This window comes from Acinetobacter sp. NIPH 817, from assembly GCF_000368405.1.
In the GTDB taxonomy this organism is placed as follows: Bacteria; Pseudomonadota; Gammaproteobacteria; order Pseudomonadales; family Moraxellaceae; genus Acinetobacter.
The window spans coordinates 980,422-993,578 of record NZ_KB849420.1 but is presented as its reverse complement, the minus strand read 5'-3'; the positions used below and the strand labels follow the sequence as shown (position 1 = coordinate 993,578).

Here is a 13,157-nt window from a genome sequence, read left to right as displayed (position 1 = left end):
ATATTTTACACAAAAAAACATATTATTCAATTTTTCTTTATCTTTTAATAAAATAAAATTTATAAAGATTAAGTAATTACCGACCTCTATCTTATTAATTCTAATAAAAAACTAAATTATCTTAAAACTTTTATGGAGATGCTTGAAAAGCGGATCATTGGAAGTTTAAAAAGAGACCAATTAATGGTCTCTTTTTTTAGTCTCTTATTAAACAACTTAATGAATAAAGGTATTTGAAGGTATTAAGTTCTCTAAGGTATCATGCTTACCAGTAAGCAAAATTAATTCTTGCGAATGATACGTAGATTGACTAGACCCATCTCTATCAACTGAAATAATTAGCCCCGCCTCAGTATCTTTTACAGAAATATAATCTTGAAGATTTCCATTTTCATTTATAAGCAATTGAGACAAATCAATTTTATCATTCTCTACGAGATTAAAATCAGTCCACTCACTCTTAACATTTCCACCTAAATTATCTGTATTATCGAGAATATTAAAAACCACAGTATCTGCACCATCTCCTAGAATATAAGAGTAAGTTTGATTTGCTATGCTTGTCTCGATTACGTCGTTACCAGTTGTACCAAATACAGGTTTAGCAATATGTTGGTCAATTTGGGCTTTATCCCAAACAGTTCCATCATCAAATACAATTGAAAATAATTGTTCTTCACCAAAATGTATTGTGGCAGTCGAATCATTAAATGCAATAATGATATCTGTATTAGATTGTTTTAATATAATTTCATCGGCTGAGACTGATTTTAGCTGAAGAATATTTTCTTCAGTCGTGTTATCTAGAATATGAACGTAACTCCATGAACTGAGTAATGCTTTATCTACAATGTAAGTATCATCACCCGTCTGACCTAGTAAGGCCATATACGCATTTGAATTACCACCATACATCAACGTGTCATTACCAGCCCCAGCATATAAATAGTCCGTACCTGTATTAGAAATTAACGTGTCATCTCCATCACCACCGTATAGATAATCATTCTGTACACCGCCTTGAATCGTGTCATTGCCTCCCAAACCATAAATAGTTGCAATTTCGGCATCGGCTTGTAAATAATCATCTGCATCTGTGCCTAATAATTTTCCAATAGCATTAGCCTCAATTTGAGCTTTATCCCAAACAGTTCCATCATCAAATACAATTGAGGATAATTGTCCTTCGCCAAAATGTATTGTGGCAGTTGAATCATTAAATGCAATAATGATATCTGTATTAGACTTTTTTAATATAATTTCATCGGCTAAGACTGATTTTAACTGAAGAATATTTTCTTCAGTCGTGTTATCTAGAATATGAACGTAACTCCACGAATTGAGCAATGCCTTATCTACAATGTAACTATCATTACCCGCCTGACCTAGTAAAGCCGTATATCCATTTGAATTACCACCATAAATCAACGTGTCATCACCAGCCCCAGCATATAAATAGTCCGTACCTGTATTAGAAATTAACGTATCGTCTCCATCACCACCATATAGATAATCATTCTGTACACCACCTTGAATCGTATCATTGCCTTCTAAACCATAAATAGTTGAAATTTCAGCATCTGCTTGTAAATAATCATTTGCATCTGTGCCTAATAATTTGCCAATAGTATTAGCTTCGATTTGAGCTTTATTCCAGAATGTTCCATCATCAAATACAATAGAAGATAATTGTCCTTCACCAAAATGTACGGTTGATGATGAATTACTAAATGTAATGATGATATCTGTATTAGATTGTTTTAATATAATTTCGTCAGCTGAGACTGATTTTAATTGAAGAATATTTTCTTCAGTCGGGTTATCCAGAATATGAACATAGCTTGATGAACCAAGTACCGCTTTATCTACAATGTAAGTATCATTACCCGTCTGACCTAGTAAAGCCGTATACCCATTTGAATTACCACCATAAATCAACGTGTCATTACCAGTCCCAGCATATAGATAGTCCGAGCCTGTATTAGAAATTAAAGTATCGTTTCCATCACCACCATATAGATAGTCATTTCCTGTAGATCCTTTAACAATTTGATTGGAGGCAGTATCTGTTGGTCTGTAAGTCCCTGATCCAGTATTAATTATAGTGGTTAGGGGTTGAGAGCTATTTCCAGCTTGATCTGTAACAGTTACTCGAAATTCTGTATTCAACCAATCAAATTTTTCCTCAAGATTTACCTGAACCCAAGTGTTATTAATTTTTTGTTCAACAATGTAACTGTCACTTGGTGCATTAAAAATAATTTTATCTGTACTTACATCATAACTAAATAAATTAGTTAATATTGATGCCGTATCATTAGATGTATTTAATTGAGTCACGCTTTCAATCTCTCTAGTATCTGTAGCATTGGGTTGTATTAATTCATCATCTTCGTAAGAAATATAAATCAGTTTTTCTGCTGTCATAGCACTTAAAAGTTCATCATTTAAGTAAACCCTCTATTGAATAGTTTTTTGATCAGTTTTAGTAAAAGTAAATATATTTTTCATTTTTGTAAAACCTATTTATAACGCAAAATTTACCATAAAATAATAAATTATATAAAAATTCATAATAATAATTTTATTAATTGATATAATTTTTATATTAGATCTATAACAGATGAGTAGAGTAATTTGATCAGAATTCTAAAAATCTCTTAACTTACAATATTTTTAGTTCTTAAATTCAAAGTAATTGATCGGAGAGGAAAGGCAAAAACCACAACATTATTTTAAAAACTTTTATGGAAATGCTCGAGAAGCGGGTGCTAAATCATTAAGGAGATAGTGTCTACCTCCACCAGATCGTAAAAAAATCAACTACAAACCAAAATTAAAGATTATAAAAAGAATTAGTTAATTGCTATTTCATAATGAAAATTATGAGCTAAACCAAACGACTCACGGTACTCGACAGCCCCCCCTTCAAGATTTTTTGCAATACGGCACACTTTAACCAAAGGATCGTCAAGGTTATTATTTAAATAGCTATCTTTAATGTTTTTCTCAAAAGTTAACCGTTCTCTTGCAGAAGAAACAAATTGGCCACAGTGCTGATAATAAAAAGGATAAAGTAAATTACCAAAATCAGAGATCGGAATTTCTTCCAGATTTTTAAATAAACCTTCAGGCAGCCAAATTCTTTCACTTAAAACAACGACTTCTTCATGCTTACGCACACGCTCGATATAAAGCAACTTTTCGGTAAGCCCAAGCCCCAGCTCTGAGTTTACTTCCGGTATCGCTTCACACACTTCTACTTTTTTAATTTGACCTTGTGGCTGAATGAGTTCGCCTTTTTTATTACGTAGTCTAAAAAAACGAATAAGTGAGTTTTCAAAATTAGGTTGTTTTAAAAAAGTGCCTTTTCCTTGCAACTTAATTAACAAGCCGTCCTCAACCAGCCCTTCTACAGCTTTTCTAACGGTTCCAACCGATACGCTATACATTTGCGCAAGCTCTTGTTCGCTTGGAATAGGCTCTTCCACTGTCCACTTAGACTGGATCAGGAGTTTTTGAAGTTCCCAACGGACCTTTTCATATCTTGGCAATTTAAAATTTTTAAATGCAGTCTCATCAAGCATTTGCGTTAAACATTATGAAATCGATTTGACAATATTAGCATAGTTCTATGTAATACAAAAAACCAAACATATATATGTTTAGATGTTTATATATTTATCAAGGAAGATAATATGACTGCATTGATGCTGATGGCTTTAGCTGTATCTATAGGTTTAGGTTATAAAACAAAAATCAATATTGGATTTTTTACAATCGCGTTTGCCTACCTGATCGGTTGTTTTGGTATGGGTCTTAAGCCTTCTGAAGTTATTGAATTATGGCCTGTCAAAATTTTCTTTATTATTTTATCTGTTACTCTGTTTTATAACTTTGCTCTGGCAAATGGCGCATTAGAAAAGCTCGCCAGTCATCTTTTATATAAGTGCCGTAAGTTTCCTCAGTTTTTACCTTTAGCGATTTTTTTCGCCGCGACCATTATTGCCGGCCTAGGCGCAGGTTTTTATACCGTACTTGCTTTTATGGCACCGATTACCCTGCTGCTGTGTAAAAAAACCAATATGAATATGATTATTGGTGGGATGGCTGCAAATTACGGCGCTTTAGCTGGCGCAAATTTTATGACCTCTCAAAGTGGCATTATTTTCCGAAGCTTAATGGAAAATACAGGCATTAGCTCTCAAACTGCTTTTTCATATAGTAGCGGAATTTTTGTCTTAACTTTAATTATTCCAATTGCGGTATTGGGAATTTACACCCTCTGGAATAGAAAAAGTAATTCGATTGTTATTGAAGATCAAAAGCCTGAACCATTCGACAAAAAGCAGAAACAATCAATTTTTCTCATTATTTTAATGATGTCGATTGTTTTAGTTTTTCCAATCTTGCACCTTGTTTTTCCAGATGCAAAAGCTATTAGCTTTTTAAATTCCAAAATTGATATTGCCTTCCTTGCCATTACCTTTTCACTCATCAGTTTACTCATGAAACTTGCCGATGAGAAAAAGGTTGTTGCACTTGTGCCTTGGGGAACGCTTATCATGATTTGTGGTGTCGGTATGCTCATCGCATTAGGGGTGAAACTCGGCATTATTACGACACTTTCAGAATGGTTAGCACACAACGTTCCTGTTTGGGTCATTCCAGTACTGCTATGTCTGATCAGTGCCATTATGTCTGTATTTTCAAGCACGCTTGGTGTCGTTGCCCCAACCCTATTTCCGATTGTTCCAGCACTTGCAATTACGTCTGGTCTAAATCCACTTGTGCTCTTCATTTGTATTGTTGTGGGGGCACAAGCTACAGCTATTTCTCCTTTCTCATCTGGCGGTAGCCTCATTATGGCTTCAGCACCAGCAGACATCGATAAATCCAAATTCTTTAATCAACTGTTATTTAAAGCCATTCCTGTAGGACTAATCGCAGCTTTAATCGCTATTTTCGCTTTAAAATTTGTAATGTGAGATGGAAATGAACTGTATAGATACACATGCACATGTTTTTTCGACTCAGGACCACAGTATCGAAACAGCACGATACGCACCTGATTACGATGCAACTGTAGAAAGTTTTGTCTCTCATCTTGATCAACACAATTTTACGCATGGCGTTTTAGTTCAACCCAGCTTTTTGGGTACAAATAATCAAGCGATGTTAAATGCAATTCAGCAATCCCCTGACCGTTTAAAAGGAATCGCCGTTGTTCAACATACGACGGCTTTTGATGAGCTATTGCAACTTAAAGAACAAGGCATCGTCGGTATTCGCTTAAATCTATTCGGTCTTAACCCACCTTCGCTAAATACGCCTGAATGGCAAAAGTTTTTACGAAATGTGGAAAGTCTCAACTGGCAAGTTGAATTGCACGCTCCACCAAAATATCTGGTCCAGCTTTTACCACAACTGGGTGACTATAGTTTTAATGTCGTGATTGACCATTTTGGCCGAGTTGACCCAGTTAAAGGGATTGAAGATCCAGATTATCAGAAGTTTCTAAGCTTACTTAACGTAAAACAGCACTGGATTAAAGTGTCCGGTTTCTACCGTTTAGGTACTACGCCTAACAATATAAATATGGCACGACAGGCCTATAACATTCTTAAAGAAAAAGGCTTTTTACACAAACTCATTTGGGGAAGCGATTGGCCGCATACCCAACATGAATCTTCAATAACTTATGAGGACGCATTTAAAAATTTTAAACACATCGTGTTTGATAAACACGAGCAATGTTTAATTTTAAATCAGAACCCGACCGAGCTGTTTGATTTCTCACGTACATAAGGAGTATGTATGAAAAATGATATATCTATATCGGAAGTAGAAAAGTCAACGATCCGTAAACTTTCTTTTCGTATTCTTCCTTTCCTCATTCTTTGTTATTTCATCGCTTATATTGATCGGGTGAATATTGGTTTCGCCGCTTTAACCATGAACCAAGAAATTGGTTTAACTGCTACCGCCTTTGGTTTCGGTGCGACATTATTCTTTATTGCCTACGTTATATTTGAAATTCCCAGCAACATGGCAATGGAAAAGCTGGGGGCACGTATCTGGATTGCAAGAATCATGATTACTTGGGGAATTGTGGGTTGCTGTACCGCCTTCATTACCGGCCCCATTTCTTATTCGATTTCAAGATTTTTACTCGGCGCTGCCGAAGCTGGTTTTTTCCCGGGCGTACTACTGTATTTAACGCTCTGGTTCCCAAAACGATATATGGCTCGAATTGTTGCTGTATTTATGGTTGCCATTCCTTTATCTAACTTTATCGGTTCACCGTTATCTGCTTTATTATTAGGTTTACATGGTTTACTGGGTTTAAGTGGATGGCAAGTGCTTTTAATTTTAGAAGCCTTACCCGCGATTCTTCTTGGTTTATTTTGTCTTGTATGGCTGCCTAACACTGCAAATAATGTTAAATGGTTAAATCAAGAAGAAAAGGAATGGCTCTCAAACACCTTAACTTTTGAAAAAAACCAATTGTTAAATTCTGAAAAACAAGACAGTGCTGAGCAGAAAAAGAGTAAGTTTAAACTTCTTATTACCAATAAATATTTATGGTTCTTCGCAATTATCTATGCAGGAAGTTCAGCAACCAGCAATATTTTATCGTTATGGATGCCTCAAATTTTAAAAGCCTTTCATTTAACTGCTATGCAAACCGGTCTGTTAAATATGATTCCGTTTGGTTTAGCCGCTGTGTTTATGATTGTTTGGGGCATACATGCTGATAAAAGTGGTAATAAGAGTTTGAACACAGCTATTCCGCTATTTGTGACGAGTCTTGGTTTGCTTCTTACGATTTTTACTTCATCTTTAACATTAAGCTTGCTTTTATTCTCGTTAGTTTTGATGGGTAACTATGCCATTAAAGGTCCTTTCTGGGCTTTGGTTTCTGAACGTTTACCACCTACTTTAGTTGCTGTGGGCATTGCGGCGGTCAATACTATCGCGCATATTGGTACTGGCCTTATGAACTCTATCATGGGCATAGTCAAAGACTACTCGGGTAGTTTCCCTATTTCTCTTTTACCGCTATGTATGCTTACATTTACGGGTGCAATGATTGCGTTATATTTGGGAAGGAAACCAACTTTGCCGAAGGCGCAAAAGGTTCAAAAAGTGGTTTAAGCAATGATATTTAATTTGCTCTCATAATTTAAGAAAGCCCTACTAAAAACAATATTTAGCAGGGCTTTCTTTACTGTAGTAAATACGATTCTAATTTAAAGACAAATATTAAAAACGATACCCCACACCTAGATATGTAATTAAAGGATCAATATCAACTTTGGTTGAGGCATGAATTAACTGCTTACCTGTTTTGCTATCAATCACATCAATATTTGCGCGGTTATTTAACTTAGCATAAGACACTGAACCAACGGCATACCAATTTGGTGTGATGTCATAAGTAGCTCCTAGACTCACAATTGGGGCAATCGCATCAGTTGCTTTAACTCGAACATATGGATTTGCACTCGAAGTTTTGCCATCTAAAGCTGCACCAGCATTGTTATCTAGAACATTCTGAATCATATGCCCCGCAGCAATTAAGTCAGAATTAATTTGGTCGTTTAACTTAATATTGGAAAAGCGTGAATACATAATTCCTGCGCCAATATATGGTCGAAATTTATTTACTCCTGCCTTACCAAACTGATATTGAGCTTCTAATGCTGGAGTCCATGCACGTACCGTAGCAGCTTTCGATTTATTACCAAGATTAGTAATCGGAATGTCTTGTAATAAATCAAGTTTATCCCCTATAACCAAAGCAGCTAACCCTTCAGGATTTGCAAAACCAGATAACGGAGCGTTGATTTCTCCTTTCCCCTTAATATCAACTTTTGGAGGAATCCCACCGATGAGCTGTAATGACACATTTTCATTAACGTAATAATTAAACATTAATCCCAAAGTATCTATATCATCAGCTTCAAGGCCTGACCCTTGAGCGTCCCATTGTTCAAGTCCTTTAATGGTTGCTGTACCCGTGATATCTGGCGAAACCATGTCATTTTCATCTACAAGCCCTAATAACTGACCAACCGATTGTTGCTGATTGCCGTTTTCATCGACTGGATGACTAAATACCATATCGAGAACTTCTTTGGCATTTTCCCCAGTTGATAATGTTGCATTAGGGTCTATTGATTTCATAAATGCTGAAGTAGAAATAGTTCCGACTTTGGCAGTGGTTCCATTTGCTACAGCAGTATTGATGTTGAATGGATTTGCCTTTCCTTGTGGCATGACATGCAACCACCCAGCAGACACAGAAAACCGTTTAAATTCTGCATGTGCTGTTTGAGTTCCCGTTACAAAAGCCACTGCAAGCAGATTTCCGCCTATTAATTTTAAAATATCCATTTTATTTCCTTTATTTTATTTAAGAGGTTTCCATTAACCTCTTCATTTAAAATAAAGATTTTTTTAACTTTTGGTAAAATTTTCCGATAAAAAGTATTATAAAACAATATATTAATTTTACTTAATTTATTATAATTGATTGAAAAATATACAATACAAGTGAACTTTCTATGGAAATTTATAAATTAAAAAAAGCCCACCTTCCGATGAGCTTATTTTTGCTTAGATTAAAGCCAACTTCTTTTTTTATATTTTACCCATTAAAAAACCCACCGAAGTGAGTCATTTGTACTCTATATAATAGCTGTTGCCATCGGAGCTGTAGAAAACAGAATTTGAAGTAGGGTAAATAAATTCACCTTTTAACAAAATATATTCAACTTTTGGTCTCTGAACTCTAGATGAATGTTTGATTTTATTAGTATTTACTTCCGTATAGTTTGCCTGTGCTCTTTTTTCTTTACCTTGGAAATCAATAATTGTAATGTCTTTTAGCATCAATATGCTCCAATTTAATCATGCATATTATGCCTAACGATATTTTTATACTATCAATATTTTGTAGACAACTCGATTGAATTAATTTTTAAAACTGTATTAATCCACTATCTTAAAATAATTTATATATGTGTGCTTTATGTACCCCTACTTGAAATTTGGATCGCGTAATTTCAAAATTTAAAGGATAAGACTCAACAGGTTATATATAATTGATTTTATTTATGAAATAAGTCGTCGAGATAAAGATTTTTTCTACGACATATCAACACATATCAGTCTTAAAACTACCGCAATGTAAAGGCTTTTAAAGCGTACTATGAACTCTCCCTAGTGAAGATAAGAAGATAAAAATGTCAGGTTTTAAAAGTTTTTCACAAAATACAACTAACAACACAAATATGATCAAAGCTCAAATGAACAAGCATTCTGTGGCAACGCCACCTACTGAAACTGAACCTTCACAAGTTCCTGGCACCGTAAAAGACCTGCCTGAGAATAATGAACAACCTGATCCAAATAACAAATAATTTCTTATTAACAGTGCCTTGGAAGATGTTTTGAGGCTCTGCTACTATAAAAAATAAATTAGTGCACTGATTTATTATAATATTAACTACTTTTATCAATTTGATTTGTTTAGTTATTTAAGAAATTACAGCCATTCATTCCAGAAAATTGATATGACTAGTCTCTCAGATATGAGGGGCTTTTTTAATTGATTTTAAACTTAACTGGTATTTATCCGCTCATAAGAAAAAGAGCACTTAAGTGCTCTCTCATCCTTATTGATTTTTATATAAAGCAAAATTTATTGCCCTCTCATATGCTTGTTCTTGTAGCTCCGTATATACGTAGAAATGTTGTTCTGCCTTGGTAACAGGATTAATAAGTTTCATTGGTTCATAACTATGAGTATTTAAATCATTAGGATCAACATCAAAAGCTTCTAATTGCTGCTCTCTCCACTCTCCACTTAGAACACCACCCACACAAAGCCATTTCGTTGTATTGCCCGACATATCTAATCCTTATTTTTGGAGGTGTTCACATACCATATCACGTTGATCTTTATGCCGTATTATTTTTTTTATGACTAAAAAATGTTTATCTAATTTTGGCGAATTCTACTGGCGTTAATTTTTATGTTGTTCAAAATCCTAAATGATTTAGCTCTATTTAAAGCTAAAAAAATTCAACTAAAAAAACCGCCCCAGAGGCGGTCGCTGTAATATTTTCAGCAGTGTAAAGAAGTATGATGCACATACACCTTCATATTCTTCTCACGAAGATATTTTAGTTTTTTTAAAGTAATCCTCAGATTTAAAATAATTTATTATCATTTCAACACTTTCTTCTTTTTGGGGGATTATTGGTACAGATTTGATATCTTTATTAAATTCAAATCCTTTTGGTATCATCTGAGACGTAGGAGGAAGTTTTGGCTTTCCACCGATTGTTATTCTTTCAATAAAGCCAGCCAACCACAAAATAAATTCATCTTCATTTTGAAACTTAGGCATAAGAGAAAGATCAATTTTGACTTCGCACTCAGCTAATGGCTTTAAGAGACACTCTTCAAAATTGATAAAATTATGTTTAAGTTTAAACTCAGTACCTTTAATAGCTTTACGGATTTCACTGATTAGACAATTTAAGTTCTCAACTGTATTTTCAGTATATAACTTATCATTTTTTATTTTTTCATATATTTTATCTGCGATAGCTAAATACCTTGGCATCTCCATCTCCTTATAGTTATGAGATTCAAAAGTCTTTTTACGCTTCAGTACCTCTTTATGAAATTATGATAAATTTAACGTTAAAAAATGAAATAATAATATAGCTAAATGTAATCGCCATAGATTCTATGTAAGTATTACTTTCTATACCCTTAAAAAAAATGGTTTTGCAAATTAATTCGCAATATAGTTGTGAAGATCTAATATTAACTCTTCAATGAAGATTCTATTTGAATTTTATGCTTAATATCGTTTTCCTCATCAGTATAGGTTAGTGTGCGTTCATCCCTTCTTTTTCTTAATTTTTCAATTTCAGAATCAACTTTCGCCGTAAGCAAAGATTCCTCTTCTTCTTCCTCATTAGGAATGTAGCCAATTCTTGTTTTCATAATTTGACACTCCTGTTATATCGCATTGTTAGGTCAACACACCTAAATAAACAAGAGAGTTTGTGTATTTTTTCTAAAAAATAAAACTGAATTCTATAACAACAAAAAAGCCCACCTTCCGATGAGCTTTTTATTTAATTAAAATTAATGGTATGTATTAGCCTTTAAATTCTGCTAATACAAAGTTTTTTACTATTTCATCAAAAGTTGGTTTCAGAAGAGCTTGCTCGCTATTTTTTATAGTTTTATAACAATAACTCGCTGCAACTCCCATACTGAACAAAGCTAACAATTTCATTGCTCACCTCACTTATTGGGAAGAGTGAAATTTAAAGTATCATTCACATTTGTAGCGTTCCAACTCGTTTTATCGAGGTTTCTGTATATTTTTTAAGCAATGTGTAATAAAAAAGCCCACATGATTGTAAGCTTTCTTTAGTAACAATAGTGCAAATTACCAACTCTTCGTCCACTATAACGTAATCCAGTATTTACTTTGGACATTGGTAATCTCTACTTTTTATTATTTACACAAGCTTATTTAGATATATCAACTATATCCTTATAAAACTCTTTTTCTATATTGTATATTTTATTAAATCGACTTTCTAAAAATGAAATTTTCTCAGTTATTTCCACATCCTCACTAGTATTTAAACTAATTATACTTTCATTTAAAAATAAATCTAAATATTTACTATTATAGATATCATCAAATACAGAACTATCAACAGCATTAATATACTTATTCGCAATAGTTGGATAAAATTTATTATCTATTTCATCCAATTCAATACTTTCCAATATATTAGAAAAAGAAGCACTTCCATTTTTTTGAAGAATTGAAACAACTCTTTTAGTTTCTTCAAAACTCTTATTTTCAGAGAATAATTTCAAGAAATATAATATAGATCTCTTTGTTTTAACAGATCTAAAATTATAACTAAAGTTTTTTTCAAAATCATAACTTACCAACCTTTTAAAGTGTTTATAATTTTCATTATTTTTAAAATTTTCATTAAAATTATCTATAATTTTTTTTACTTCATTATCACTAGCACCAGAAAATATCTCAGTGTAACTAGTAAACCAAAACCAGTTCGATATAATATTTTTTTGTTCTAAGGAAAGCTCTTTATAATCAACTTTCAAATTATAAAATGCATTAGCTAGAATAATTAACTGAAATGAATATGGTAAAAAATTAATAGAAGGAACTAAAACATCATCTTTAAAAAACAATATAGCCTGTTTTAAATAATATACTGAATTTTTTATTATACTAACATTTGAATTTATTCTAGAACTAACCACAGTTGGATCAGTTTTATAAATATTCAAATTCAAATTAACTTTTATAGTTTTAAGTAAAATATCTTCTGTAATATCGCCCCACTGCAAAAATAGAAAATTATTTCTATGAGCTTCAATTTCCTCATTAAAATCATAATCATTACCATTCCAAGTTAATGCATGAATCATCTCTTGAGCATTTACCAGAACTCCTTTACTATTGATTTTTTGGAAAGTATTAGTTACTAATTTAATATCATCAGTAGATATAGGAATTACTGGAACTTTATATTGCCTAAAAGCAGCAGAAATCTGATCAATCTCATCAATTATATCTTCTACATTATTCAAATCCTGCTTTAACATTAAATTTCTTTGGAACTTTAATAAACCTACGCTATCTAAAAGAATATTCATAGGCATCATAAATTCGTGCTTAGACTTACTATCCAAGTTATAAAAAAACTTTTTCTTTTTTAGATCATAATAAAATTTATTAAACTCATTGTTGTTTTCACTTCGATTCAAACAAGTAAATAGAGTTGTTAACCTTTGCAAACCATCAAGTATATATTTCTTATATACTTGATCACTTACAACAGGCAACTTAATTGATCCAATTTCTCCATAACATTTAACAGGAATCTTTGTCTCCCAAACCATAATTGAACCAATTGGAATACCATTTCTAATACTATTTAATAACTCGATCTGTCTTTCAGCTTCCCAGACAAAATTCCTTTGAAATTTAGGACAAAGTAATAATCCATCCTTCATTAACTCAACAATTTGCTCAATAAAAAGAATTTGAGGATCAGTATAAATTGCAGCCATT

At 32.9% G+C, this 13,157-nt stretch carries 13 protein-coding genes; 4 read left to right on the top strand and 9 right to left on the bottom strand.

Going from position 1 to position 13,157, the window contains the following annotated elements:
• Nucleotides 1-216 precede the first annotated feature (216 nt).
• Together F968_RS20820 and F968_RS08420 are read right to left on the bottom strand one after the other, a co-directional pair.
• On the bottom strand, nucleotides 217-2,340 hold the full coding sequence (locus F968_RS20820) for a calcium-binding protein (protein WP_116772759.1): 2,124 nt from the start codon (nucleotides 2,338-2,340) through the stop codon (nucleotides 217-219).
• 515 nt (nucleotides 2,341-2,855) lie between these two features.
• Complete coding sequence (locus tag F968_RS08420) at nucleotides 2,856-3,587, bottom strand: GntR family transcriptional regulator (RefSeq protein ID WP_004792162.1); 732 nt, start codon at nucleotides 3,585-3,587, stop codon at nucleotides 2,856-2,858.
• 111 nt (nucleotides 3,588-3,698) lie between these two features.
• Here F968_RS08420 and F968_RS08415 point away from each other — a divergent pair, with 111 nt between their 5' ends.
• The 3 genes from F968_RS08415 to F968_RS08405 are packed head-to-tail and all read left to right on the top strand — an operon-like array spanning nucleotide 3,699 to nucleotide 7,158.
• Entirely contained in the window at nucleotides 3,699-4,988 is a 1,290-nt protein-coding gene (locus F968_RS08415) for an SLC13 family permease (RefSeq protein ID WP_004792161.1), read from the top strand.
• Between the two features lie 7 nt (nucleotides 4,989-4,995).
• Nucleotides 4,996-5,808: an amidohydrolase family protein gene (locus tag F968_RS08410; RefSeq protein WP_004792160.1), complete on the top strand. Its 813-nt coding sequence runs from the start codon at nucleotides 4,996-4,998 to the stop codon at nucleotides 5,806-5,808.
• Nucleotides 5,809-5,817: 9 nt separating this feature from the next.
• Nucleotides 5,818-7,158, top strand: coding sequence for an MFS transporter (locus F968_RS08405; RefSeq protein WP_004792157.1), 1,341 nt, complete (start codon nucleotides 5,818-5,820; stop codon nucleotides 7,156-7,158).
• 108 nt (nucleotides 7,159-7,266) lie between these two features.
• Here the strand turns inward: F968_RS08405 and F968_RS08400 are convergent, their stop codons facing one another.
• Both F968_RS08400 and F968_RS08395 read right to left on the bottom strand, forming a co-directional pair.
• On the bottom strand, nucleotides 7,267-8,400 hold the full coding sequence (locus F968_RS08400; RefSeq protein ID WP_004792155.1) for an OmpW/AlkL family protein: 1,134 nt from the start codon (nucleotides 8,398-8,400) through the stop codon (nucleotides 7,267-7,269).
• Nucleotides 8,401-8,682: 282 nt separating this feature from the next.
• Nucleotides 8,683-8,898 carry a hypothetical protein gene (locus tag F968_RS08395; RefSeq protein WP_004792153.1) on the bottom strand — a complete coding sequence of 72 codons (216 nt, stop codon included), beginning with the start codon at nucleotides 8,896-8,898 and terminating at the stop codon, nucleotides 8,683-8,685.
• Between the two features lie 353 nt (nucleotides 8,899-9,251).
• On the opposite strand from F968_RS08395, the gene F968_RS20440 reads away from it, so the two are divergent.
• Complete coding sequence (locus tag F968_RS20440) at nucleotides 9,252-9,428, top strand: hypothetical protein (RefSeq protein ID WP_004792151.1); 177 nt, start codon at nucleotides 9,252-9,254, stop codon at nucleotides 9,426-9,428.
• A gap of 255 nt (nucleotides 9,429-9,683) precedes the next feature.
• Here F968_RS20440 and F968_RS08390 read toward each other — a convergent pair whose 3' ends face one another.
• From F968_RS08390 to F968_RS08375, 5 genes are all read right to left on the bottom strand, one after another.
• Entirely contained in the window at nucleotides 9,684-9,920 is a 237-nt protein-coding gene (locus tag F968_RS08390; protein WP_004792149.1) for a hypothetical protein, read from the bottom strand.
• Nucleotides 9,921-10,181: 261 nt separating this feature from the next.
• On the bottom strand, nucleotides 10,182-10,640 hold the full coding sequence (locus tag F968_RS08385; protein ID WP_004792147.1) for a hypothetical protein: 459 nt from the start codon (nucleotides 10,638-10,640) through the stop codon (nucleotides 10,182-10,184).
• Nucleotides 10,641-10,846: 206 nt separating this feature from the next.
• On the bottom strand, nucleotides 10,847-11,029 hold the full coding sequence (locus F968_RS08380; RefSeq protein WP_004792145.1) for a hypothetical protein: 183 nt from the start codon (nucleotides 11,027-11,029) through the stop codon (nucleotides 10,847-10,849).
• Nucleotides 11,030-11,186: 157 nt separating this feature from the next.
• Nucleotides 11,187-11,327 (bottom strand): hypothetical protein, encoded by a 141-nt coding sequence (locus F968_RS19700; RefSeq protein WP_004792143.1) that lies wholly within the window; start codon nucleotides 11,325-11,327, stop codon nucleotides 11,187-11,189.
• Between the two features lie 239 nt (nucleotides 11,328-11,566).
• Complete coding sequence (locus F968_RS08375) at nucleotides 11,567-13,156, bottom strand: DUF262 domain-containing protein (protein ID WP_004792141.1); 1,590 nt, start codon at nucleotides 13,154-13,156, stop codon at nucleotides 11,567-11,569.
• Nucleotide 13,157: the final 1 nt, after the last annotated feature.